Genomic DNA, 23,667 nt, shown 5'->3' with positions numbered 1-23,667 from the left:
GGCACTCACATCCGGAAGACGCCGAAGCGCGGTTCGGGCAGCGGGCTGCGGGAGACGACGTCGAGGGCGAGGCCGAGGAGGTCGCGGGTCTGGGCGGGGTCGACGATGCCGTCGTCCCAGAGCCGCGCGGTCGCGTAGTACGGCTCGCCCTGGTGCTCGTACTGTTCCCGGACCGGGGCCTCGAAGGCTGCTCGCTCCTCCGCCGTCCAGGAGCCTCCCCGTGCGGAGAGCTGGTCCTCCTTGACAGTGGCGAGCACCGACGCGGCCTGCGCGCCCCCCATCACGGAGATGCGGCTGGCGGGCCAGGTCCACAAGAACCGCGGCGAGTACGCGCGCCCGCACATCGAATAGTTCCCGGCTCCGAAGGATCCCCCGATGATGACGGTGAGCTTCGGTACACGGGTGCTGGCGACGGCCGTGACCATCTTGGCGCCGTCCTTGGCGATGCCGCCGGCCTCCGCGTCGGAGCCGACCATGAAACCGGTGATGTTCTGCAGGAAGAGCAGAGGGATCCCCCGCTGGTCGCAGAGCTCGATGAAGTGGGCGCCCTTGAGCGCCGACTCGCTGAAGAGCACGCCGTTGTTCGCGACGATGCCGACGGGGTGACCGTGGAGACGGGCGAAGCCGGTGACCAGGGTCGTGCCGTACTCGGGCTTGAACTCGAGGAACGAGTCGCCGTCGACCAACCGCGAGATGACCTCGTGCACGTCGTACGCGGCATTGACGTCGACAGGGACGGCGTCGTAGAGGCTGGACAGCTCGGAGGGAGCGCGGCTGCCGAGCACCTCCCAGGCCGGGGCGGCGGGAGGAGGGAGCGTGGCCACGATGTCGCGGAGGATCTCGAGGGCGTGCTCGTCGTCTTCGGCGAGATGGTCGACCACGCCGCTGCGTCGTGCGTGCAGCTCGCCGCCGCCGAGTTCCTCCGCCGTGACGATCTCCCCGATGGCGGCCTTCACGAGCGGGGGGCCACCGAGGAAGATGGTCCCCTGGCCGCGCACGATGACGGTCTCGTCGCTCATCGCCGGTACGTAGGCGCCGCCGGCGGTGCACGAGCCGAGAACGGCGGCGAGTTGCGGGATGCCCTCCGCGGACATGCGCGCCTGATTGAAGAAGATCCGCCCGAAGTGCTCGCGGTCCGGGAAGACCTCGTCCTGCTTGGGGAGGAACGCGCCCCCCGAATCGACGAGGTAGAGACAGGGAAGGCGATTCTCCAGCGCGATCTCCTGCGCGCGAAGATGCTTCTTGACGGTGAGGGGGAAGTACGTGCCGCCCTTGACCGTCGCGTCGTTGCAGACCACCATGACGTGCCGCCCGTGCACGAGACCGATACCGGCGATCACGCCCGCGCCCGGCGCCTCTCCCCCGTACAGGCCGTCAGCCGCGAGGGGCGCGACCTCGAGGAAGGGGCTGCCCTCATCGAGCACACGGGTGACGCGATCGCGAGGGAGCAGCTTCCCTCGCGCCAGGTGACGCTCGCGAGAAGCGTCCGGTCCTCCGCGCGCGGCGGCGGCGAGGCGGTCTCGCAGTTCGTGCGCGAGCGACTCCTGGGATGTCGGCATCGTGATGTCCTCCTCGACCCACGTCCGCCCTGGGCCGAACCCTGGCGCGGTGCATGCACTTTCGGTTAGTGTTCACTAACCCGTTGATTCAGGTTAGCGAGGATTAACTGAGATGACAAGCCCGGTCACCGCCCGAGACCGCGCCAAGGCCGAACGGTCCGATGCGATCCTGCACGCCGCAGCGCGACTGTTCGCCGCGCGCGGGTACAGCGGCGTGAGCCTGGAGGACATCGGCGCTGCCGTCGGTGTGTCCGGCCCGGCCGTCTATCGTCATTTCGCCGGTAAGCAGGCTCTGCTGGGAGCGGTCCTCGTCAAAGTCAGTCAGGACCTCATCCACGGCGGACGCCGCGTCGCTGACGAGGCCCCGACGCCCGACGCGCGCATGCGTGCGCTGATCGAGTTCCACGTGGACTTCGCCCTGGGTAACGCCGAGGTGATCCAGGTGCAGGACCGCGATGTCGCGTTCCTGTCCGATGCCGACCGCGCCGAGGTACGCCGCCTGCAACGCGCCTACATCGAATTGTGGATGGCGGCCCTGGCTCCGTTGCATCGAGGCGGCACGGACGGCGCCGATCCGGACGAGCTGCGTCTGCGCGTGCAGGCCTGCTTCGGACTCATCAACTCCACGCCGCACAGCACGCGTGCGGCGGCCAGACGGCACTCCGCCACCGCGACCGTGTTGATCGCGATGGCGGATGCTGCCGTGCGCGCGACTAGCTGAGGAGCATCGCCCGCCCCGGCTCCTCGAGGAGGTCGGCCACATCCTTCAGGAACCGGGCGCCCTCCGCGCCGTCGACCATCCGGTGGTCGAAAGAGAGACTGAGGGTCATCAGCTGCCGCAGCGCGATCTCGCCCCGGTGTTCCCAGGGCTGACGACGTACCGCGCCCACGGCCAGGATCCCGGACTGACCGGGGGGAAGGATCGGCGTACCGGCATCGACACCGAACACGCCGATGTTGGAGATCGAGAAGGTGCCGCCCGCGAGCTCCGCCGGCGAGGTCTTCCCCGAACGCGCGACCTCGGCGAGGGATTTCACGGCGTCCGCGAGTTCGGTGAGTGTCAGCCGCTCGGCATCTCTGATCATGGGGACGATCAGTCCGCGCTCCGTCGCTGCCGCGATCCCGAGATCGACGTAGTTGTGCTGGACGATCTCGCCGGCGGCCTCATCCCAACGCGAATTGAGGCCAGGAGTCCGCCCGAGAGCGAGGCAGACCGCCTTCGCCACCACGGCGAGCGGCCCGATCCGATGTGCGCTCAGCGATCGATCTTCGCGGAGACTCGACAGCAGATCCATGGTCGCGGTCACGTCGACGGTATGGAAGACGGTGACGTGCGGGGCCGTGAAGGCGCTCTGGACCATCGCCGCCGCCGTGTGCTTGCGCACTCCGCGGATAGGGATCCGGGTCTCGCGCTCCTCGCCGGCGAGTGCGGCAGGGCTGGCCGGAAGTGCAGCGGACGACGTGGAATGCACGCCGCCGCCGGCGCGATCGTGCGCGCCGACGCGTTCCGCATAGGCGTCTACATCGTTGCGGGTGATGAGGCGGTCGCCCACTTCTGCCGCAACCAGCACGAGATCGATGCCGAGCCTCTTCGCGTGGGCGCGCACCGGGGGCGTCGAGCGTGGGCGCTCGATCACGGCGTCGACGGCTGACGGAGCAGCGTCGTGCGGTGCCGCCTCGAGAACGGCCGTGTCGATGGTGGCCGGAGCGGACGCGCCGATCCTCCGTGCCCGTCGCGCTGGTCGCCCTGAGCTCGTGGGCGCGGCGCCGTACCCCACCAGGTTCGGCTCGGCCTTCTCCCCAGGCTCCGAGGAGGGCGACGGGGCCGCCGGCTCCTCCCCCACGACATCGAAGGCGATCAGAGGAGCACCGACGGCGATGGTCTGTCCTGCTTCCGCGTGCAACGTCGAGACGATGCCCTCGTAGGGCGAGGGCAGCTCGACGACCGCTTTCGCGGTCTCGACTTCTGCGAGCGTCTGGTTGAGAGTGACGCTGTCGCCGGGAGCGACGAGCCAGGTCACGACCTCGGCTTCTGTCAGTCCTTCCCCGAGGTCGGGAAGGCGGAACTCCGCGATCATGCCTCTGCTCCCGTCAGGCTGTTCGGCCGGTCCAATACCCGGTCGACGGCGTCGAGCAGTCGATCCAGGTCCGGGAGGTGGTACTTCTCGAGCTTCGCGGGCGGGTAGGGGATGTCGTGGCCGGTGACCCGCAGTGGAGCCGACTCGAGGTACTCGAAACAGCGCTCCGTGATGCTCGCGATCACTTCCGCGGCCACTCCCGCTTCCCGCGACGCCTCGTGAGCGACCACGACGCGGCCCGTCTTCCGCACCGAAGCCGCGACGGAGTCATAGTCGACGGGCGAGAGGGAACGGAGATCGATGACCTCGAGCGACGTTCCCTCATCCGCCGCGGCGTCCGCTGCCTGCAGCGCGGTGGACACCATGGCGCCGTACGTGATGAGGGTCGCATCCGTCCCGGTCCGCACCACGCGCGCGAGACCCATCGGCGGCGCGTCGGCCAGCGGGGCTTCGAGGTCGACCTCGCCCTTGTGGTGGTACAGCCGCTTCGGCTCGAAGAAGATCACGGGGTCGTCGGAGGCGATGGCCTGTCGCAGGCTTCGATACGCGTCCTCCGGGTTCGAGACCGCGATCACGCGCAGTCCTGCCGTGTGCACGAAGTAGGCCTCCGGAGACTCCGAGTGATGCTCGGCAGCGCCGATGCCGCCCGCCCACGGGATCCGGATGGTGATGGGCATCTTCACCCGGCCCTGAGTGCGGTAGTGCAGCTTCGCGACCTGAGCGACGATCTGATCGAAGGCGGGATACACGAAGCCGTCGAACTGGATCTCGACGACGGGTCGGTAGCCGCGGAATGCGAGGCCCACCGCCGTGCCGACGATTCCGGACTCGGCGAGCGGCGTGTCGATCACGCGCGCAGCGCCGAACTCGTCGAGCAGTCCGTCGGTGATGCGGAAGACGCCTCCCAGCTTGCCGATGTCCTCCCCGAGCAGCACGACCTTGTCGTCATCGCGCATCGCCTGGCGGAGACCGGCTCCGAGGGCCTTCCCGAGAGTCAGCTCGGTCATGGTCACACCTCGCTCTCGAAGGTGGCGAGGTACGAGGCGTACTCATCGCGCTGCCGCTCGAGTCCGGTGTGCGGCTCCGCGTAGACGCCGTCGAACACGGCGAGTGCCGGCCGTGTGACCATGCCGAGGCACGCGGCACGCATCTCCTTGGCGACGAGATCGGCTGCGGACTGGGTCTCGGCGGCGTGCTCTTCGGCGAGCTCCCCGCTGGCGCGCAGGTGTGCCTCCAACCGCGCGATCGGATCGCGACGGCGCCAGGAATCCAGTTCCTCCTGGTCGCGGTAGCGGGTCGGATCGTCGGCCGTGGTGTGCGGACCCATGCGATAAGTGACGGCTTCGATGTAGGCGGGGCCCTTGCCGGACCGCGCGTGGTCGAGAGCCCAGCGCATGGCCGCCATGCAGGCGAGCACGTCGTTGCCGTCCACCCGCAGGCTGGGGATGCCGAATCCTGGCGCCCTTCCCGCGATCGGATACTGCGACTGCACGGCGACCGGCTCGGAGATCGCCCAGTGGTTGTTCTGACATACGAAGACGACCGGCGCCTGGTACGACGCGGCGAAGATCATCGCCTCGTTCACGTCACCCTGGCTGGTGGCTCCGTCACCGAAGTAGGTCACCGCCACCTCGTCAGCGCCGTCGTGCTGGATGCCGAGCGCGTAGCCGACCGCGTGCAGTGTCTGCGCTCCGATGATGATCTGCAAGGGAGCGACACCGAGGTCGGCGGGATCGTGAGCCGCACCTTCCTCACCGCGCCACATGCGCACGTAGTCTCCGGGTTCCGCGCCCCGCGCGTAGATGACTCCGGTCTCCCGGTAGCTGGGGAACACGAAGTCCTCGGGAGCGAGGGCACGGGCCGTGCCGATCTGCGTCGCTTCCTGTCCCTGGCAAGGCGCCCAGAGTCCGAGCTGTCCCTGGCGCTGAAGCGCGACACCCTCGGCATCGATGCGGCGGAGGATGACCATGTCCCGGAGCAGAGAACGCAGCTGCTCGGCATCGACGTCGGCGACGAACGGGTCCAGCCGGGGGTTCGGGATGCGGCTTCCGTCGGGGTTCAGGAGGCGCTCCGAGAGCTCCAGATCCTGTGCCGTGTCTGCGATGGGCGTGGCCTGCGGTGACATCGTCGTCCTCCTCGTCCTCGGCGGCCCTCGTGAGGCTCCGCGCACTGATGCCAGCGTCATCACCGGCATGGTCTGAGAGTACGTCCGGTCAACACCTCGCTCAAGCATTCCAAGAGCGCTTGAGCATGTTGCTCAATTTCGCTCGAGAGAGTGCTGCTAAGGTTTGGCACTATGCCAGGACTGGACCGCATAGATCTCGAGCTTCTCGCCGCGCTCGCCGACGACCCGCGCACGACGATCGTCGCGCTCGCGGAGAACCTGGGGCTCTCGCGCAACACGATCCAGGCGCGGATGGCGCGGTTGGAGCAGAGCGGGATCTTCCTGTCCTACGAGCGGTCCTTCTCGCCCGATGTGCTCGGTTTCCCCTTGCAGGCCTTCGTGAGCATCGGGGTCCGTCAGACGGAACTGCCCCGCATCATCAACGAGCTTTCCCGGATCCCTGAGGTCGTGCAAGCGCACGGCCTCAGCGGATCGATCGATCTGCTCGCGCGCGTGGCCTGCCGCGATGCGCGACACCTCTTCGACACGGACGCGCGCATCCTGTCCATCGAGGGCGTCGAACGCACGGAGACGTCGTTGGCGATGGGTGAGGTCATCCCGTTCCGTGTGGCGGGCCTCATCGGCCTCGCGCGACGGGAATCCTGAGGAAGCGGCGAACGGCTCCCGCAGCTTCGGCCGGGGTCTCGTAGTGGATCAGGTGTCCGACGTGCGCGATCTCGACAAGGCGGGCGTCCGGGAACATCGTCGCCAGCCTCCGCTCCGCTTCGATGGGTGTGATGTCGTCCCGCTCTGCTGCGACGAGCAGTGTCGGAACGTCGATCTCGGGGGCGAACTCGCGTACGTCGTGCGAAACGCTCGTGACGAAGGCGTCCCGGAGTACATCCCGATCCGAGAATCGGGAGAAATAGGTGTCGTGCTGGTCGTGGATGAACCGGCGGAGTTCCGGATCCCTCGTCTTGGCCATCGTGATGCTCATCACGCGGACGATGATCCGGTTGCGCAGCAGGGCCGTCCCGACCTTCTCGGGGAGCCTGGCGCCGAGAGCGTAGTAGAGGACCGCAAGTCGTGTCATCAGTCCCTTCGGCCCTTCGAGCGCCGGCGCACCGATGGGGTTCAGCAGGATCAGGCGCGGGGTCTGCAGTCCGCGTGCCACGGCGGCTGAGGCCACGATCGAACCGAAGGAATGGCCGAGGATCACGGCACCTGGGGCGACTTCGGCGACGAAGTCGGTGAGCCACTCCGCATACTCGTCGAGATCATGCGTGCGTCGTGGCACAGGGGCAGACTCGCCGAAACCGGGAAGATCCGGCGCGATCACCCGCACCTCGGGCAGGAACGCGAGCACCGGTTCGAGGCCGTGGTGCTCCCCTCGGAAACCGTGCACCGCGACGACCGTGGTGTCTGCGTCGTCGGGGCCGTACGCCCAGTATGCCGTGGTCCCCCCATGCACCTCGACCTCGCGACGCTGCACGGGAAGGCGACGAAGACGGTCCGCATATGGGGAAGGCACGCTCATACTCCCGAGTCTACGAGCGGCCTCGCGGGTTCTGGTGCATCCCGGAGACCTGCACGGCGGAGGCTCAGGCATCGTGGGATACGCTCCTGATCGTGCGCTTTCGAGTGGGATCGACGCGCGTAGCACGAGGAGTAGCCCATGCAGTTCACGTCCACCGATCTGGCCCAGGTGGAGTCCACATGGCAGCAGTACGTTCCGTCGTCGTCGCTGCAGGATGCGGATCCGCGCAGCTTCCGCTTCGACTGGCGATCCGAGGAACTCGGCACCGCGTCCCTGATCGACTACCGACTCACCGCCAAGGTGCACTCTCGGGCAGAACCTCAGGAGCAGCTGCTGGTGTGTCGGGTCGACGCTCCCGATGCGCGTGTCTGGTCGGGACGCGAGTCCCTGGATGCAGGCTCGGCCTGGATGTCCGACGGCACCGAGGTCGAAGCCCGATGGGACCGGACAGCGCGCGTACGGGCGTTCGTGTTCGATCACCGCGCCGCCCAGGCGCGCGCGAGGCAGATCACGGGTGATGACCGACGGGAGTTGCGCACGACGGGGTTCGTGCCGCACTCCCCTGCCGACGCTCGGCGCTGGGAGCGGATGTTCGAGTACGTGGATCAGTCCGTGAACGCGGGGCCGACCGATCATCTGCTCCTCGCCGAACTCGAACGGCACGCCCTGACGATGACGCTTTCGGCGTTCCCGACCACATTCACCGACTCCCTCAGGCGGCCGGCACAGCGAGCCGGAGCGCCGGCCTCGGTCCGTCGTGCGCTCGCCTACATCGACGCGAATGCGCACCTGGCGATCACCATCGATGACGTCGCCGCCGCGTCGTACATCTCCACACGGGGACTGCAGTACGCCTTTCGACGAGCGTTGGACATGACGCCCGCCGACGCTCTGCGGCGGGCGCGCCTCGACGGGGCGCACCGTGATCTCCGCAACGGCGAGGGCCGATCGGTCGCCGAGATCGCGCGCCGCTGGGGCTTCAGCAACTCGTCTCGCTTCACTGCGGCGTATCGTGACGCCTACGGTGCAGCGCCCGTCCTCGCCTCGTGATCGTGACGCTCGCCTTGTGAACGTGACACTCGCCTTGTGAACGTGACACTGAGCGAACAGATTGTTCGCTCAGCGCAATGTGGGGCGTCAGGCGCAGGGTGCGCGTCGATTTGTTGGCTAGAGTTCGAATTCCCGGACCACTTCCCGGTCCGTCGAGCATGCCATCGAGGAGAACCATGGCCCGCCCCCTGACCGTCGTGTCCCGCCGCCACTGCTGATGGGCAGCCTGTACTACGGCGACACATCGACGCCGATCTACATCGAGGATCGCGCTTTGGCGCACCTCAAGGTGGTCATCGCCACCAAGCTCCGCCGGAACGAGAGCTTCACCCTCTCCTGGCGTCACCCCGAGGGTGAGGCCCCTGGGCGATCGACCCTCTGGCTCCACCCGTCGATTCCTCTGAGGTTCGTCTTCCAGGAACCGGAGTCTCCCGATCTGAGCCGGAGGTGGATCGAGGAGCTCGCGCACTCGGCGAGTTCGAGCGGCGGCATCGTCCTGGTCGAGGAGCACCTCGAGACCATCGCGCCGGACTGATCACCGCCTCGCACTGACGGCGTCGGACACTGTGGTGACCGACGCCGTCAGTGCGTGCACTCAGAAGCCGGTGTCGCTCACAGGGCGGCGCAACTCACAGGGCGGCGCAACTCACAGGGCCTCGTCGCCGCTGGAGCTCACGGAGCGACGAGTGGTCGGCTCCCCCGTGGCGGGGTCGACGTATGTGCGTGAGACCGTCTCCGTTCGCCGGCGACGCGCGAGCAGCACGATGCCGATGAGGAAGATGATGACTCCTGCTCCCATCAGGATGTAGCCGACCATGTCGAGGTCGACCCAGGGAACGTCGACGTTGATCGCGAAGACGAGGATCGCCCCGATCACGAAGAGCGCGATTCCGCTGCCGATGCTCATTGTTCCTCCTGTCTCTGCGGCGCGGTGCCGCACTTCGGAAGAATGGCGTGGGGTCGCGGCGCCGAGGAGGGGCTTGACATCGGCGCGAACCCTTCTCCTCCGCGGCGCTCCGCGCGTCAGGCGGCGTCGACGGTCGGCTGCTGCAGCCAGAGGTCGGGGCCGAAGACCTCGTAGGCGATCCGCTCCGCAGGTATCCCCCGGCCGATCAGAGTCGCCCGGACAGAGCGCATGAACTCGAGAGGGCCGCACATGAAGACGACCGCGTCGTCCGGGAGCTCGACATTCGAGAGGTCCATCCGCCCGGGGAGCGCGGGGTGGAGGGTCGGGGCCGCGTCCGCCCCGTCCGCGTACCAGTTCTGCGCCTTGGCATCCTTCATCGCGAGCACCTGTCGCCGCAAGGAGGGATACAGCACATGGGCGTCGTGGTTCCGGTCGGCATGGAAGAGTCGGATGGTGCGGTCCGGGGCGCGACGGGACAGATCCTCGACGATTGCGGTGATCGGTGTGATGCCGATGCCTGCGGAGACGAGGACGAGGGGATGCCCGGTGTCATCGAGCACGACGTCACCTGCTGGTTGGGACACATCGAGCACGGTGCCGGGGTGGGCGTGCTCGTGGAGCCAGGTCGAGACCTGACCGTCGGGGACGCCTGCACTGCCGCGGACGCGCTTGACGGTCACGCGCAGCGCATCGCCTCGCGGACCGGAGGAGATCGTGTACTGGCGGGGCTGTCTGGACCCGTCCGGCAGGTCCACCGCGATGGCGACGTACTGCCCCGTCCGATGTGACGCGACGACGCCGTCGACAGGCGCGAGGAGGAGCGAGATGACGTCGTCCGACTCGACGACGCGCTCCACCACCCGATGTTTGCGCCACGGATGGGCGGGATCGGTGCCGCCCTGCGCGTACAGCTTCGCCTCTTCGGCGATGAGGGAGCACCCGAAGAGCCAGTAGACCTCGTCCCAGGCGGCTCTGACCTCTGTGGTCACCGCATCGCCGAGCACCGTCTGCACCGCATCGAGGAGGTAGTGGCCGACGATCGTGTACTGGCGTGCCTGGACACCCAGCGAGACGTGTTTATGGGCGATCCGACTCATGATCGGCGTGAAGTCGGGGGCGTCCGGGTCGATGAGGTGCACGGCGAAGGCGACGACCGACGCGGCCAGAGCTCGCGGCTGCTCGCCGATAGCCTGGTTCGCACGGTTGAACACCCGCAGCAGTTCGGGGTGCGCGGTGAACATCTCCCGGTAGAACAGCGTGGTGATCTCATCCGCGTGCGCGGCTACGACTCCTGCGGTCGCACGTACGACCGCCTCGGACTCCGTTGAGAGCTTCATGACTTCCCTTCTCTTCAGCGTCATGGTCGTTCCACCATCGCCGGACCAGACGGAGTGCGCGCGCCCTTTCACCGGGTTATTTCCGGCCGAAACGCGCCCTCCTCTCTGCCGGCGTGCTTATCCTCGCCCCATGCCCCGTCGAGCCCATGACTTCCGAGGTCTGACCCAACCGCGGCGCCTGCGCCTGCTCCGCTCCATCCAGGAGAGGCCCGGCCGGGACGCCGGCGCGCTCGCCGAGGAGAGCGGGATCCCGTTGAACACCGCACGTGACCACCTGCGGGTGCTCGAAGACGAAGGCCTGATTCGCAGTGAGCCCGTCAACACCGGCCATCGCGGTCGTCCACCCCTCGTCTTCCACCCTGTGCGTGAGACATCGTCGAGCCAGAGAGCACGGTCACGGGTCGAAGGCGCCGATGTGAGGGGCCGCATGCTCCGCGCCGTGACGTCGGAGAGTCCGCGCCTCGGCGAGCAGGCCCTCCGGCAGGTTGACGTCCTGTACGAGCACCTCGACGATGCCGGTCTGAACCCCGTCGTCGACGAGGAAACGCTCCGATTCGATCTTGCTCCCTGCCGGTACCGCGGCCTGCTCGCCGAGGATCAGGCGCTCGTATGCGCCGTGCATGCGCAACTCGTGCGCGATGTGCTCCGACTGGGCGATGGTCCTCTGGAGATGCGGCGACTCGATCCGTTCGTGACGCCGCATCGCTGCACGCTGCTGCTGTCATCGAGCGAGCAGGGATCCGCTGAGGATCGCGAGTAGGGCGGGTCGGACTTGAACCGACGATCGTTGGGTTATGAGCCCACTGCCTTAACCAGCTTGGCCACCGCCCCGTACGGGTCCCAGCCTAGCGGCCGGGGCGCTCACACCCGCGTCGCCGCCGAGTGCGTCTGCGAGTGTCCGAGATAGATGTCGGCGTTGGCCAGGAGTTCCGCTCGCTCCTCTTCGCTGAGCGCTCGACGCACCTTCGCCGGCACGCCGGCGACGAGAGAGCCTGCGGGGATCTCCGTCCCGCCGAGGACGACCGCTCCTCCGGCGATGAGACATCCTTCGCCGATGACGGCACCGCTGAGTATCACCGCCCCCATTCCCACCAGGCTTCCGTCGCCGATCGTGCAGCCGTGCACGACCGCGTTGTGTCCGACCGAGACCTTGGAGCCGATCACCACAGGATGCGCTGCATCGACGTGGACGGAAACGTTGTCCTGGAGATTGGAGCCGGGGCCGATGACGATCTGCGCCGAATCCCCGCGAAGGACGGCGTTGTACCAGACGCTGGAGCCCGCCGCGAGGCTGACGTCGCCGACGATGCGAGCGCCGTCGGCGACGAATGCCGTCGCGTCGATCGACGGCGTACTGTTCGGCAGGGCGAGGATGGAGGCTCCGGACGCGATGCTCATGAGGCGAGACTACCCTCACTTCCGCGGAATCACGCGGAAGTGAGCCGAGCCTCAGCTTGCTTGCGGAATGTCTGACGCTGAGTAGCGTTGTCTTCATCAGATACGAGAAACCGTTCCGGAGGAGCACAAGATGAGCAAGGCACAGACCGTTTCCACCACCGCCATCGACCCGACCGTGGCTGCAGGGGCGGCCCAGTTCCTCTCCCCTGTCGTCCTCGGTCTCCAGGCACTGACCATCAACGGCAAGCAGGCCCACTGGCATGTCCGCGGCGCGAACTTCGTCGGCGTGCACGAGCTGCTCGACACGATCGTCGCCCACGCCGGCGACTTCGCCGACACCGCCGCTGAGCGTATCGTCGCTCTCGGTCTGCCGATCGATGCACGCGTGAGCGCCGTCGCGGAGAAGGCGGGCTCGACGTCGGTCGCGGCCGGCTTCGCACAGTCCGACGAGCTGATCCGCGCGGTGATCTCCGACATCGACGCCATCCTCGTCGACGTCAAGGCCGCTGTGGAAGGCCTCGACGAGGTCGACCTCACCAGCCAGGACGTCGCGATCGAGATCCAGCGCGGCCTCGAGAAGGACCGTTGGTTCCTCGTCTCGCACATCGCGGCCTGATCGCAGACATCGTCTGAACGTGGCAAGGGCGGTCCTCGGTTCTCCGAGGGCCGCCCTTGCTGCACGAGTAACCCATCAGTGCGCGTGTGTGACGTATCCCCGCAAGACGGTGGAGAGCACGCTCATCGAGCGCAGAGCCGGCCCCGTCGACGTCAGCGGGTCCGCCGCACACAGGACGATGTCGGCGGGCTCACCCGGCCGCAGCGAAGTACGCACGCTCGCTTCCAGTGCCTGGGCGACCGTGATCCGCTCTTCCGGATGCCATGCTGCTCGCGCGTCGGCCGTCCGGGACACCGCTGCGGAGATGGCCTGCCACGGATCAAGCGGGGCCACCGGGGCGTCGGAACCGAAGCGCAACTGTGCCCCTGATGCGCGCAGTGATGCGAGGGGATAGCCGATCGAGGTCTGCTCCGACCAGTGCCGGTCCACCAGATCGCGATCATCGACGGCGTGCTGCGGCTGAACGCTGGCGATCACACCGAGGCGAGCGAACCGCGCGAGGTCGGTGTGTCGCACGAGCTGGACATGCTCTATCGATCCGGCTGCGCCCGTGGTGGTGAAGGCATCCAGCGCCGAGGTGATGGCCCTGTCGCCGATCGCGTGCACCGCCACCCCCAGTCCTGCGCCGGTCGCGCGGGTGAGGAGGTCGACCAACTCGTCGGAGGGCACCGTGAGCATGCCGAAGTTGCCGGGATCTCCCGGGTAGGCGTGCGAGCACGCGGCTGTCCGAGTGCCCAGGGAACCGTCTGTGATGATCTTCAGCGGCCCGACGCGCACGAGCCCCGCCCCGCGGGCCGGAGTCTCGGTCAGTTCATGGAGTTCACCCGTGCGGAGCCCGGCGTCGATGGCGCGTTCGAGGTCGAACGGGTACACCGCGAACTCGACGCGATGGGAGGCGAAGCCCGCCTGCACCCGTCGCGGCCACGCTTCCGCACTCCACGCCATGTCGAAGTCGACGAGGCCGGTGACACCTCGTGCCGCGGCCTGCTCCCCTGCCCGCACCATCGCACGGTCACCATGAGCGGCGTCGACGGCATTGAGGCGCCGCGAGATCTCGAAAGCATCGGTCTCGCGCAGCACGCCGTCCTCGCTGCGGAAGCCCTCACGAGCGAGTGCAGCGCTGTTCAACCAGACGCTGTGGACGTCGGCGTTGATGAGGTAGGTGGGAACGCCGCCGGTGGCTGTGTCCAGGAGTTCGAGTGACGGACGATCCGGCCACAGCGCATCTCGGAAACCGGTCCCGACGCGTCGACCGTCCGCCAGCGGGGGAACACCACTCATCGCACCCGCGGCGGCCGCTGCGGATTCCGCGTGTCCGAGCGGCGCGCGCTCCGATGTCAGCGCCCATTGGACGGTGTGGACGTGGTTGTCCCAGAGACCGGGAACCGCCCAGGCGCCGTCGGCGGCGAGGGCGCGGCCGCGGGCGGACAGAGCACCGGTCGGGGCGATGTCGACTATGCGTCCATCGGCGATGAAGATGTCGACCGGTTCGTCGTCCATCAGGAACTCGCGTCCTGGTCCGGCGATCCGCACGGCTGTGATGGTGTCGATGGCGGCGCCGCGTTCGGTCACTGCTGTACCCCTCCTCGGCGTGCGTCCTGCGCGCGCCGCATCTCCGCGGCGAGGGCCGGGTTCGCATAGGGTCCGTCGCCGGAGAGCTCCTCGATCACCGTCTCGATCGTCTCCGGCGCCTTGTTCTGGCTGAGCTTCCTCTTGGCGACGACTCGTGTCGGTGTCAACCGGAAACCCACCGTTCCCGCGGCCAGCCGCTCCACGTAGGCCGCGTCGTTGGGGCGCTCCCACATGCGTCGCGGTTCCGGCATCAGGGATTCGAAGTGCGCGACGAGGCGGTCGAGCACGACGAGGTTCTCCTCGGCGCTCAGGATCTCGGGAACGCCGGATAGATGGACAGCGGTGTAGTTCCAGGTCGGCACCGCGGGCACATCGCCGTACCATCCGGGCGAGATGTAGCCGTGCGGGCCCTGGAAGGCCACCAGCATCTCTCGGTCCTCCCCCAGCCCGTGGATGAGGTCGTCAGGACGACCCACGTGACCCACGACGGTGAGGTCGTCGTGGGCGTCATCGAGCAGGACGGCGTAGTGCGAGGCCACGAGCCCCTCTCCGCCAGAGCTCATGATCGTCGCCCAGGGGTTCGCCTCGATCACGCGGCGGATCTCGGGCACATCGGCCAGCGTGAAGCTGGGATTCTGTCGCATTCGATCAGCCTAGATCCGGTGGTGGCGGCGCGGGCGGATCACGCTTGGCAACGCGGGCACCAGTAGAGCTTCCGAGCGCCGATCTCCTCCAGCGCGATCTCGGTCCCGCAGATACGGCAGGGCAGACCAGCGCGGTGATAGACCCAGTGACGATCGTCCCGGTTGGCCATGGCGGCGCGGTAGTCCGCGCCGGTCAGACCGTCCATCGTCATCATCTGCCCCGTCTCCACACCGATGGCGAGCAGACGCACCCAGTCGTGCCAGAGCGCGCGCACGACGTCTTCGGGAACGTCGCGACCCGGCGTGTGCGGGTTCAGCCTCTGCCGGAACAGCATCTCGGCGCGGTAGACGTTCCCGATGCCGCTCACGACCGACTGGTCCATGAGCAGGAGTGCGATCACCGTCGGCTTCTTCCTGACAGCGCGGACGAAACGCTCCTCGTTCTCGACCGGATCGCCGACCAGGGGGTCAGGGCCCAGTTTTGCGACGGTCGCGAGCATCTCCTCAGGCGTCTGCAGGACGCACGCGGTCGGCCCTCGGAGGTCGGCCGCGGTGATGTCGGTCATCAGACGCAGTCGAACCTGGCCGACCACGGGCGGCGGCCACTCCATGCCCTCATCAGCGAGCCCCTTCGTCTGCTCGGACATGCGCACGTGCACCCGCGTGCGTCGGGGCGCACCGATCGAGGACAGCGAGTTCTCCCCCGCATCATCGAGGATCGGGTCCTCGAGGATCGTGCCCCGCTGATTGGTCTGGCCCATGCGTCCGTTGGCGGAGGCGATGGTCGGGTCGACGACGATCTCACCGGCGAAGTCCCACGCTCCATACAGGCCGAGATGCACCCGGAGCCACAGGTCGCCTTCCGTCTCCAGGAACATCTGCTTGCCGACCGCCTGCACGCTCACCGCGGCACGGCCGTCGAGCAGGGATGCTCCTTCGGCGAACCGACCCTGCGGGCTGGAAGCGCTCAGCGTCTTGCCGACGAAGTTGCGGTCGAACTGCCGAGCGATCCGGTGGACGGAATGACCCTCGGGCATGTCAGGCCCGCGGGTCCGGGAGCAGTGAGCCGTCGCGTTCGAAGTCGGCGATCTGTCCGATGCGCCGCACGTGGCGCTCGTCGCCCGAGAACGGGGTCGTGATGAAGCGGTCGATGAACGAGGTGACCTCGTCGTACGTGTGCTGACGCGCGCCGATGGAGATCACGTTCGCATCGTTGTGCTCGCGGGCCAGCTCCGCGGTCGAGAGGTTCCAGACGAGCGCCGCACGTACGCCCTCGACCTTGTTCGCGGCGATCTGCTCGCCGTTTCCGGAGCCGCCGAAGACGACCCCGAGCGCCTCGACGCCCGCACGCTGATCGGCGATGACGGCCTGCGCCGCGCGGATGCAGAACGCCGGGTAGTCGTCGACCGCGTCGTACTCGACGGGGCCGTGATCGACGACCTCGTGCCCGGCGGCGCGCAGATGGTCCTGCAGCTGCGTGGAGAAGTCGAGGCCCGCGTGGTCGGTGGCGATATGGATGCGCATGTGTCCCATCCTAGAAGCGCGCGCCGGTCACCGAGAGGTCACGGAGCGACGCCTGCGGCAGCCGGCTTGAAGCCCGCCCGGATGTTCTCGCAACAACCGGGGCGGCACACGTCGAACCCGCCGGGAAGGGAAGTGACGTGAGCGCGTTCCTCGTTGGGACGCCCCTGGAGGCGCTCCTCGATCAGATCGACGATGCCCGCGACGAATGCCGGCGATACGCCGGGGGTCGGAGTACGGGTGAAGGAGAGTCCCGCTTCCTCCGCGGCCTCCGCCGCCTCGGTGTCGAGGTCCCACAGGACCTCCATGTGGTCGCTCATGAATCCCACCGGCACGACGGCGACGGCCTTGCGTCCGCGCTCGGGCAGCTCGCCGATCACGTCGCAGACATCGGGCTCGAGCCACGGCTGCGAGGCGGGACCGGAGCGGGACTGGTAGACGAGCTCCCACGACACATCGGCGGCCGCCGGGACGGTCTGGCGGACGCGATCCATGACCCACGCGGCGACGGCGAGGTGCTGCGCGGCATAGGCGCCGCCCTCACCCCACTCGATGTCGCGGGCACCCGAGCGCTCGGCGTCGGCGGTGGGGATGCTGTGCGTCGAGAAGAGGATCTGGATGTCCGCGGCTGCGATGCCTTCGGCGAGGAAGTTCTCGATGGCCTCACGGACACCGGTCTCGAACGCCTCGACGAAGCCGGGGTGATCGTAGAACGGGCGGATCTTGTCGATCGTGACGGTCTCGCCCAGGCCGGTCTCCTCCAGGATGCGGGCGAAGTCCTCCCGGTACTGGCGGCAGCTGGAGAACGAGCTGTACGCACTCGTGGCGAAGGCGAGCAGGGTGTTGTGCCCGTTGCCCGATGCCTCGGTCACGACCTCTTCCAGGTACGGCGCCCAGTTGCGGTTGCCCCAGTAGACCGGGAGCGTGATGCCCCGCTCGGCGAGAGCGTTCTGCAGCGCCTCCTTGAGCACGCGGTTCTGACCGTTGATCGGACTCACCCCGCCGAAGTGGCGGTAGTGGTGCGCGACTTCCTCGAGCCGCTCGTCGGGGATGCCGCGGCCGCGCGTCACGTTCCTGAGGAACGGGATCACATCCTCCTGGCCCTCGGGCCCGCCGAATCCGGCGAGCAGGATCGCGTCATAGGCGACCGGTGCGGTCACGAAAGGTGCACCACCGGAGGCAGCAGGCGAGGCAAAGGGGACGACATTCGGCTCGATCGCAGTCACCCGTCCATCCTCCCACTTCTACGGAGTGCCGGAGTGCGCGCGAGCACCGTTTCTATCCGATTCCGCTGCACCGCGATGGAGATCGGGCATTCCCCGCACTGGCGTAGGCTGTCAGGGTTGCCGTCGGCGCCAACTGCGCCCAGCCCCGGTGACATCCCCTCACCCCTGGGAGTACAGCTGTGCCTGGAGAGAACCTCACCCGTATCGAAGCGCAGGAGCGCCGCGACGTCGTCGACACGCAGTCCTACGAAGTCGCCCTCGATCTGACCAAGGGCGCCGAGGTCTTCGGCTCTCGGAGCGTCGTCCGCTTCACCGCCACGCCAGAGAGCTTCACCTTCATCGATCTGATCGCGCGGGAGGTCCGTGAGATCTCCCTCAACGGGGAGCAGCTCGACCCCAACGAGGTCTTCGCCGACTCGCGCATCACGCTCGAGGGACTGCAGGCGGAGAACGTCCTCGTCGTCGACGCCGACTGCGAGTACACGAACACCGGCGAGGGCCTGCACCGTTTCGTCGATCCCGTCGATGGCGAGGTCTACCTCTACTCGCAGTTCGAGGTGCCCGACTCGCGTCGGGTGTTCGCGGTCTTCGAGCAGCCCGACCTCAAAGCGACGTTCCAGTTCACCGTGACCGCACCGGCCGCATGGAAGGTCGTCTCCAACTCGCCCACCCCCGAGCCCATCGTGCACGACGATGACGTCACCGCCACGTGGGGCTTCGAGCCCACGCCGCGCATCTCCTCGTACATCACGGCGTTGGTCGCCGGTCCCTACGAGTCGACCTTCTCGGAGCTGACGAGCGCCTCCGGCCGCGTCATCCCCCTCGGCGTGTACGGCCGCAAGAGCCTGTGGCAGCACCTCGACGCCGACTACATCTTCGACAAGACCCGCGAGGGCTTCGCCTACTTCGAGTCGAAGTTCGGCGTGCCGTACCCGTTCGCCAAGTACGACCAGCTCTTCGTGCCGGAGTTCAACGCCGGCGCCATGGAGAACGCGGGAGCCGTCACCTTCACAGAGACCTACGTCTTCCGCAGCAAGGTGACGGACGCCGTCAAGGAACGTCGCGTCGTCACGATCCTGCACGAGCTCGCTCACATGTGGTTCGGCGACCTCGTCACCATGAAGTGGTGGAACGACCTCTGGCTGAACGAGTCGTTCGCCGAGTGGGCCTCGACCATCGCCACGGCGGAGGCCACCGAGTGGACCGAGGCATGGACCACGTTCAACGCCATGGAGAAGACCTGGGCCTACCGCCAAGACCAACTCCCCTCGACCCACCCGATCGTCGCCGAGATCAACGACCTCGAAGACGTGCAGGTGAACTTCGATGGGATCACCTACGCCAAGGGCGGCTCCGTCCTGAAGCAGCTGGCCGCCTGGGTCGGTATCGAGGCGTTCTTCTCGGGCGTCTCGCAATACTTCCAGAAGCACTCCTGGGGCAACACGGAGCTCAGCGACCTGCTCACCGAGCTCGAAGCCACCAGCGGCCGCGACCTCGGCACGTGGTCCAAGAAGTGGCTGGAGACCGCCGGCGTGAACACGCTGGCGCCGGTCATCGCCGAGGGCCACGACGGCACGATCTCGCGCTTCGCGATCACGCAGACCGCTCCGGCCGACTACCCGACCATCCGTCCGCACCGTCTCGGCATCGGCTTCTACACCCTCACGGACGGCTCGCTCACCCGCACGCACTACCTCGAAGTGGACGTCGACGGCGACCGCACCGAGATCCCCGAGCTGCAGGGTCTCACCCGCCCCGACCTCGTGCTCCTCAACGACAACGACCTCGCCTACGCGAAGATCCGCCTCGACGAGAAGTCTCTGGCCACCGCGATCGCACACCTCGCCGACATCCACGACCCGCTCGCCCGTTCGCTCGTCTGGGGCGCGGCATGGGATCAGACCCGCGACGCCGAGACCGGCGCTTCCGAGTACATCGACCTCGTGCTCGGCAACATCGGGCGTGAGACCGAGTCGACGACGGTGCGCACCACGCTCGCGCAACTGCGCACCGCGGCGAACCTCTACGTCGCACCGGCCGACCGCGAGGCCGCGCGCCTCAAGGTGGCGGATGGTCTGTGGAGCCTGGCAGAGTCGGCCGACCCTGGCAGCGACAGCCAGCTGCAGTTCGTCACGGCCTTCGCCAACGCTCTGGTCACTCCTGAGCACGCCGGCATCGTCGGACGTCTGCGCTCCGGTGAGGACACGCTCCCCGGGCTGGAGATCGACGCTGACCTGAACTGGCAGCTGCTCGCCGGGCTCGCCACGATCGGCGCGACGGACGCCGCCACGATCGATGCCGCTCTCGCCGCGGACAACACCGCGAAGGGTGGGGAGTTCGCGGCTCAGGCACGCGCGTCCCTGCCGGACTCCGCCTCCAAGAAGGCCGCGTGGGCGTCGTTGATCGAGCGCGATGATGCTCCGAACACGATCGTGCGCTCCGCAGCACTCGGGTTCACCCACCCGGCGGGGGCTGCGGTGCTCGAGGAGTTCGTCCCGGCGTACTTCGACATGCTGCTGCCGATCTGGGAGTCGCGGACCTACCAGATCGCGCAGTACCTGATCGTGGGGCTGTTCCCGACCGCACTGGCGGACATCGCCCTGCGCGACGCGACCCGCGGCTGGCTCTCGGAGCACCAGGATGTCGCCCCTGCTCTGCGACGCCTCGTGCTCGAGAACCTCGCCGATGTCGAGCGCGCCCTGGCCGCGCAGGCCCGCGACGCCGAGGACTGATACCCGAACACCAGCGAAAACGGAGACCATCCGCTCTGATCCCCGTGTGTCCACCAATGACACGCTGCGGTCGGGCCGGATGGTCTCCGTTTTGACGCGGGGTTCCACCCAGCCCGCGCAGAGGCCCGCTCGCTAGGATCGGAGGTGATGATTCTTCCCTCCACTGTCACCGAACCACCTGCGGAGATCCCCCTCCCCGACTGGGTGAAGGCGCTGCTCGCCTGGCTCGGCCAGGTCGGCATGAATGCCCTGACGGTCACCATCATCATCGTCAGCTGCATCGTGATCGGGCTCGTCCTGCGGCTCGTCATCCGACGTGTGGTGCACCGCATCGTCGACAGCGCGAAGAACAAGGCGTCGGTCGACGACACTCAGGCACTCGAGCGCTCTCCGCTCGCGGATATGCGCCTGGTGCAGCGCACACGCACGCTCGGCACCATCCTGCAGAACATCGTGAACGTGATGCTGGTCGTGATCGCGATCGTGCTCATCGTGAACGCGCTCGATTCGAGTCTGCTCGGCTCGCTGACCCTCCTGACCGCTGCGGTCGGCGCTGGTCTCGGTTTCGGCGCCCAGAACATCGTCAAGGACGTGCTCAACGGCATGTTCCTCGTGGCCGAGGACCAGATCGGCATCGGCGATGTGGTGGATCTCGGTCTCGCGAGCGGTGTGGTCGAATACGTGAGTGTGCGTATCACCCAGGTGCGCGACGTCAACGGCACGCTGTGGTACGTGCGCAACGGTGAGGTGACCCGGATCGGCAACATGTCGCAGGGGTGGGCGCGCTCCATCATCGACATCGGCGTGCCGGCCGACTCCGACCTCGAACAGGTCGAGCACATCATGCTCGAGACCGCGCAGGGACTGTCGAAGGACCCGAAGTGGCGTACGCGCATCATCGAGAAGCCCGAGCTGTGGGGCTTGGAGTCCATCGACGGAGACGCGCTCGTGGTGCGTATCGTCATCAAGGCCAGGGCCAATGCCAAGGACGACGTGGCCCAGGAGCTGCGTCGCCGCCTGCGCGCTGCCCTCCTCGAGAAGGAGATCGGCGTGCCCCGAATGGTCGACGTGGTGCCGACGGGGCTCGACGGTGCACGGCGGGTCCGCGGTGCGAACCCGCCGAGAACGCGCCCGAACGCGGTGACCGGCGTGCCGGTGGTCCCCGACCGAGGTATCTGGCGGCGGAAGAAGCCGAACGACGACGGGAGCACCCAGAAGTGACCTTCTACGACGAGATCGGCGGGCACGAGACCTTCCGGAAGATCGTCTCCGTGTTCTACCGCGAGGTCGCGCTGGACCCCGTCATGAAGCCGATGTACCCGGAGGAAGACCTCGGTCCTGCCGAAGACCGTCTTCGGATGTTCCTCGAGCAGTACTGGGGCGGCCCCACGACGTACGGCGAAACCCGCGGGCATCCGCGTCTGCGCATGAGGCACATGCCGTTCCACATCGATGCGGATGCGCGAGACCGTTGGCTTCGTCACATGCGCACCGCGCTCGACGAGGCGCAGTTGTCTCCCCTGCACGAAACCACGCTGTGGGACTACCTGGAGCGCGCGGCCTATGCCATGGTGAACACACGCGAACCTTCCGGGATCGGCGCCGGACCCGGCGGCCGGCCCACGCTCGAGACCCGCTCACGTCAGGAATCAACGGAGACCCCATGACGACAACGCCCCTGTCCGCAGACGTCCTGGTGATCGGATGGGGGTTGGCGGGCCTGGTCGCCGCCGCCGAGGCGCTCGATGCCGGGCGGCGTGTCATCCTGGTGGATCAGGAACCGCGCACGAACCTCGGTGGGCAGGCCTGGTGGTCGTTCGGAGGGCTGTTCTTCATCGACTCCCCCGAGCAGCGGCGCCTCGGCATCAAGGACTCGTTGGAACTGGCGACCCAGGACTGGGTGGGCAACGCCGGATTCGATCGACCGGAAGACGAGTGGCCCCGGCGATGGGCCGAGGCGTACCTGCAGTTCGCCGCCGGCGAGAAGCGCGCGTGGCTCCGTGAACGTGGGGTCGGCTTCTTCCCCGTCGTCGGCTGGGCGGAGCGCGGCGGCTACGGCGCTATCGGACCTGGCAACTCCGTGCCCCGCTTCCACATCACGTGGGGCACCGGCCCGGGAATCGTCGCGCCGTTCGCCGCAGCTGTCGAGCAAGGGGAGCGAGAGGGGCGCCTGACCGTGCTCCCCCGCCACCGCGTCTCCGAGCTGCTGGTGACCGACGGAACCGTCACCGGGGCACGCGGGCAGATCCTCGCGACGAGCGGGTCGAAGCGCGGTGAGCCTTCATCGCGCGACGTCGTCGACGATTTCGAGATCACGGCGACAGCGACCATCGTCTCGTCGGGCGGCATCGGTGGAAACCACGACCTTGTGCGCGCCGCTTGGCCCGCGCGCCTCGGCACTGCACCGGAGCACATGCTCACCGGGGTGCCCGCGTATGTCGACGGCTCGATGCACGGTGTGAGCGAAGCCGCCGGTGCCCGGCTGATCAACGGCGATCGCATGTGGCACTACGTCGAAGGCATCGCCAACTGGGATCCGGTGTGGCCGTCGCACGGGATCCGCATCCTCCCCGGGCCGTCCTCGCTGTGGTTCGACGCGACCGGCGTTCGCCTGCCCGTGCCGCTGTTCCCCGGATTCGACACTCTCGGGACTCTCGCTCATCTGCGCACGACCGGGCACGACCACTCCTGGTTCGTCACGTCGCGCCAGATCGTCGAGAAGGAGTTCGCCCTCTCCGGAAGCGAGCAGAACCCCGACCTCACCGGGAAGGACGTGGGCCTCCTGTTGAAGTCCCGCCTGGCGAAGGGGCCCACAGGGCCGGTGCAGGCGTTCCTCGACGAGGGTGAGGACTTCATCGTGGAGAACGACCTCGATTCGCTGCTGGAGCAGATGCAGAGGCACGCCGGCGGCGAGGTGCTGGACATCGACAACGTGCGGCGCGAGGTGCTCGCCCGCGATCGGGAGATGGAGAACGACTTCACGAAGGACGCGCAGATCGGCATGCTCCGTTCCATGCGCAGCTATCGAGGCGACAAGGTCATCCGAACGGCGGCTCCGCATCGCCTTCAGGATCCGGCCGCGGGGCCGCTCGTCGCGGTGAAGCTGCACGTGCTCACCCGCAAGTCGCTCGGCGGCATCAACACCGACCTCCAAGGGCGCGCGCTGAACGCGGTCGGCGAGCCGATCCCCGGCTTGTACGCCGCTGGCGAGGCGAGCGGTTTCGGCGGTGGCGGAGTGCACGGCTACCGTGCGCTCGAGGGGACGTTCCTCGGCGGGTGTCTGTTCTCCGGCCGCATCGCCGGACGGGCTGCGGCTCTGGCCGGATGATCTCGGTCCCGGGCTTTCCGGGTGAACCTCTTCGGGGGATCCATCCTGCTTGTTCGGG

23 protein-coding genes, 1 tRNA gene and 1 pseudogene are annotated in these 23,667 nt (G+C 67.8%); 10 read left to right on the top strand and 15 right to left on the bottom strand.

Annotated features, from left to right (window positions below; genetic code table 11):
- Positions 1 to 5 precede the first annotated feature (5 nt).
- The gene (locus ILP86_RS09110; protein WP_141369575.1) at positions 6 to 1,559 is read right to left on the bottom strand and encodes a carboxyl transferase domain-containing protein; all 1,554 of its coding nucleotides are present in this window, start codon (positions 1,557 to 1,559) and stop codon (positions 6 to 8) included.
- 112 nt (positions 1,560 to 1,671) lie between these two features.
- Here ILP86_RS09110 and ILP86_RS09105 point away from each other — a divergent pair, with 112 nt between their 5' ends.
- Positions 1,672 to 2,280 (top strand): TetR/AcrR family transcriptional regulator, encoded by a 609-nt coding sequence (locus ILP86_RS09105; RefSeq protein ID WP_058631159.1) that lies wholly within the window; start codon positions 1,672 to 1,674, stop codon positions 2,278 to 2,280.
- Here ILP86_RS09105 and ILP86_RS09100 read toward each other — a convergent pair.
- From ILP86_RS09100 to pdhA, 3 genes are read right to left on the bottom strand one after another with little or no spacing between them, the layout of a single operon-like run.
- Entirely contained in the window at positions 2,273 to 3,637 is a 1,365-nt protein-coding gene (locus ILP86_RS09100) for a dihydrolipoamide acetyltransferase family protein (RefSeq protein WP_058631158.1), read from the bottom strand. The two genes, ILP86_RS09105 and ILP86_RS09100, sit on opposite strands and share 8 nt — an antisense overlap.
- Positions 3,634 to 4,644, bottom strand: a complete 1,011-nt coding sequence (locus tag ILP86_RS09095) for an alpha-ketoacid dehydrogenase subunit beta (RefSeq protein ID WP_045265268.1) — start codon at positions 4,642 to 4,644, stop codon at positions 3,634 to 3,636. The genes ILP86_RS09100 and ILP86_RS09095 overlap by 4 nt, the downstream gene beginning before the upstream one ends.
- Positions 4,645 to 4,646: 2 nt before the next feature.
- Positions 4,647 to 5,762: a pyruvate dehydrogenase (acetyl-transferring) E1 component subunit alpha gene (gene pdhA, locus ILP86_RS09090; RefSeq protein WP_061016706.1), complete on the bottom strand. Its 1,116-nt coding sequence runs from the start codon at positions 5,760 to 5,762 to the stop codon at positions 4,647 to 4,649.
- Positions 5,763 to 5,933: 171 nt separating this feature from the next.
- On the opposite strand from pdhA, the gene ILP86_RS09085 reads away from it, so the two are divergent.
- Positions 5,934 to 6,407, top strand: a complete 474-nt coding sequence (locus ILP86_RS09085) for an Lrp/AsnC family transcriptional regulator (RefSeq protein ID WP_045265266.1) — start codon at positions 5,934 to 5,936, stop codon at positions 6,405 to 6,407.
- Here the strand turns inward: ILP86_RS09085 and ILP86_RS09080 are convergent.
- The gene (locus ILP86_RS09080) at positions 6,379 to 7,278 is read right to left on the bottom strand and encodes an alpha/beta fold hydrolase (protein ID WP_058631156.1); all 900 of its coding nucleotides are present in this window, start codon (positions 7,276 to 7,278) and stop codon (positions 6,379 to 6,381) included. The two genes, ILP86_RS09085 and ILP86_RS09080, sit on opposite strands and share 29 nt — an antisense overlap.
- A gap of 138 nt (positions 7,279 to 7,416) precedes the next feature.
- On the opposite strand from ILP86_RS09080, the gene ILP86_RS09075 reads away from it, so the two are divergent.
- Both ILP86_RS09075 and ILP86_RS09070 read left to right on the top strand, forming a co-directional pair.
- The gene (locus ILP86_RS09075; RefSeq protein ID WP_061016708.1) at positions 7,417 to 8,328 is read left to right on the top strand and encodes a helix-turn-helix transcriptional regulator; all 912 of its coding nucleotides are present in this window, start codon (positions 7,417 to 7,419) and stop codon (positions 8,326 to 8,328) included.
- Between the two features lie 217 nt (positions 8,329 to 8,545).
- Positions 8,546 to 8,863 (top strand): hypothetical protein, encoded by a 318-nt coding sequence (locus tag ILP86_RS09070; RefSeq protein ID WP_046747021.1) that lies wholly within the window; start codon positions 8,546 to 8,548, stop codon positions 8,861 to 8,863.
- 111 nt (positions 8,864 to 8,974) lie between these two features.
- On the opposite strand, the gene ILP86_RS09065 is transcribed toward ILP86_RS09070, so the two are convergent.
- Together ILP86_RS09065 and ILP86_RS09060 are read right to left on the bottom strand one after the other, a co-directional pair.
- Positions 8,975 to 9,235 (bottom strand): DUF6458 family protein, encoded by a 261-nt coding sequence (locus tag ILP86_RS09065; RefSeq protein ID WP_046747022.1) that lies wholly within the window; start codon positions 9,233 to 9,235, stop codon positions 8,975 to 8,977.
- Between the two features lie 116 nt (positions 9,236 to 9,351).
- Positions 9,352 to 10,596: a globin domain-containing protein gene (locus ILP86_RS09060; RefSeq protein ID WP_265333148.1), complete on the bottom strand. Its 1,245-nt coding sequence runs from the start codon at positions 10,594 to 10,596 to the stop codon at positions 9,352 to 9,354.
- Here ILP86_RS09060 and ILP86_RS20010 point away from each other — a divergent pair.
- Positions 10,571 to 10,876: pseudogene (locus ILP86_RS20010) on the top strand (helix-turn-helix domain-containing protein); the annotation flags it as partial. The gene ILP86_RS09060 and the pseudogene ILP86_RS20010 sit on opposite strands and share 26 nt — an antisense overlap.
- Positions 10,877 to 10,966: 90 nt before the next feature.
- On the opposite strand, the gene ILP86_RS19605 reads toward ILP86_RS20010, so the two are convergent.
- From ILP86_RS19605 to ILP86_RS09045, 3 genes are all read right to left on the bottom strand, one after another.
- Entirely contained in the window at positions 10,967 to 11,275 is a 309-nt protein-coding gene (locus ILP86_RS19605; protein ID WP_227751213.1) for a hypothetical protein, read from the bottom strand.
- A gap of 54 nt (positions 11,276 to 11,329) precedes the next feature.
- Positions 11,330 to 11,403: transfer RNA gene (locus ILP86_RS09050), tRNA-Ile, on the bottom strand.
- 30 nt (positions 11,404 to 11,433) lie between these two features.
- Positions 11,434 to 11,970 (bottom strand): gamma carbonic anhydrase family protein, encoded by a 537-nt coding sequence (locus ILP86_RS09045; RefSeq protein WP_061016715.1) that lies wholly within the window; start codon positions 11,968 to 11,970, stop codon positions 11,434 to 11,436.
- Between the two features lie 130 nt (positions 11,971 to 12,100).
- Here ILP86_RS09045 and ILP86_RS09040 point away from each other — a divergent pair, with 130 nt between their 5' ends.
- Positions 12,101 to 12,586, top strand: coding sequence for a Dps family protein (locus ILP86_RS09040; protein ID WP_046747026.1), 486 nt, complete (start codon positions 12,101 to 12,103; stop codon positions 12,584 to 12,586).
- Positions 12,587 to 12,661: 75 nt separating this feature from the next.
- Here the strand turns inward: ILP86_RS09040 and ILP86_RS09035 are convergent, their stop codons facing one another.
- From ILP86_RS09035 to ILP86_RS09015, 5 genes are read right to left on the bottom strand one after another with little or no spacing between them, the layout of a single operon-like run.
- Entirely contained in the window at positions 12,662 to 14,158 is a 1,497-nt protein-coding gene (locus tag ILP86_RS09035) for an amidohydrolase (protein WP_061016717.1), read from the bottom strand.
- Positions 14,155 to 14,802, bottom strand: a complete 648-nt coding sequence (locus ILP86_RS09030) for an FMN-binding negative transcriptional regulator (protein WP_046747028.1) — start codon at positions 14,800 to 14,802, stop codon at positions 14,155 to 14,157. The genes ILP86_RS09035 and ILP86_RS09030 overlap by 4 nt, the downstream gene beginning before the upstream one ends.
- A gap of 38 nt (positions 14,803 to 14,840) precedes the next feature.
- Positions 14,841 to 15,839 (bottom strand): Fpg/Nei family DNA glycosylase, encoded by a 999-nt coding sequence (locus ILP86_RS09025; protein WP_058631149.1) that lies wholly within the window; start codon positions 15,837 to 15,839, stop codon positions 14,841 to 14,843.
- A 1-nt stretch (position 15,840) separates the two neighbouring features.
- Positions 15,841 to 16,326: a ribose-5-phosphate isomerase gene (locus ILP86_RS09020; RefSeq protein ID WP_046747030.1), complete on the bottom strand. Its 486-nt coding sequence runs from the start codon at positions 16,324 to 16,326 to the stop codon at positions 15,841 to 15,843.
- 38 nt (positions 16,327 to 16,364) lie between these two features.
- Positions 16,365 to 17,549, bottom strand: coding sequence for a ferrochelatase (locus tag ILP86_RS09015; RefSeq protein WP_061016723.1), 1,185 nt, complete (start codon positions 17,547 to 17,549; stop codon positions 16,365 to 16,367).
- 179 nt (positions 17,550 to 17,728) lie between these two features.
- Here ILP86_RS09015 and pepN point away from each other — a divergent pair, with 179 nt between their 5' ends.
- The 4 genes from pepN (at position 17,729) to ILP86_RS08995 (ending at position 23,609) form a co-directional block, all read left to right on the top strand.
- Positions 17,729 to 20,281: an aminopeptidase N gene (gene pepN, locus ILP86_RS09010; RefSeq protein ID WP_193761799.1), complete on the top strand. Its 2,553-nt coding sequence runs from the start codon at positions 17,729 to 17,731 to the stop codon at positions 20,279 to 20,281.
- A gap of 147 nt (positions 20,282 to 20,428) precedes the next feature.
- Positions 20,429 to 21,502, top strand: coding sequence for a mechanosensitive ion channel family protein (locus tag ILP86_RS09005; RefSeq protein WP_179516020.1), 1,074 nt, complete (start codon positions 20,429 to 20,431; stop codon positions 21,500 to 21,502).
- Positions 21,499 to 21,948 (top strand): globin, encoded by a 450-nt coding sequence (locus ILP86_RS09000; protein ID WP_058631145.1) that lies wholly within the window; start codon positions 21,499 to 21,501, stop codon positions 21,946 to 21,948. The genes ILP86_RS09005 and ILP86_RS09000 overlap by 4 nt, the downstream gene beginning before the upstream one ends.
- A complete protein-coding gene (locus tag ILP86_RS08995) occupies positions 21,945 to 23,609 on the top strand; it encodes an FAD-binding dehydrogenase (RefSeq protein ID WP_193761798.1) in 1,665 nt (554 codons plus the stop codon). Before ILP86_RS09000 ends, ILP86_RS08995 begins: the two co-directional genes overlap by 4 nt.
- Positions 23,610 to 23,667 lie beyond the last annotated feature (58 nt).

The organism is Microbacterium sp. R1, assembly GCF_015159725.1.
In the GTDB taxonomy this organism is placed as follows: Bacteria; Actinomycetota; Actinomycetes; order Actinomycetales; family Microbacteriaceae; genus Microbacterium; species Microbacterium oxydans.
Note: the sequence above shows the minus strand (reverse complement) of the source record. Positions and strands in the feature narration are given on the sequence as shown.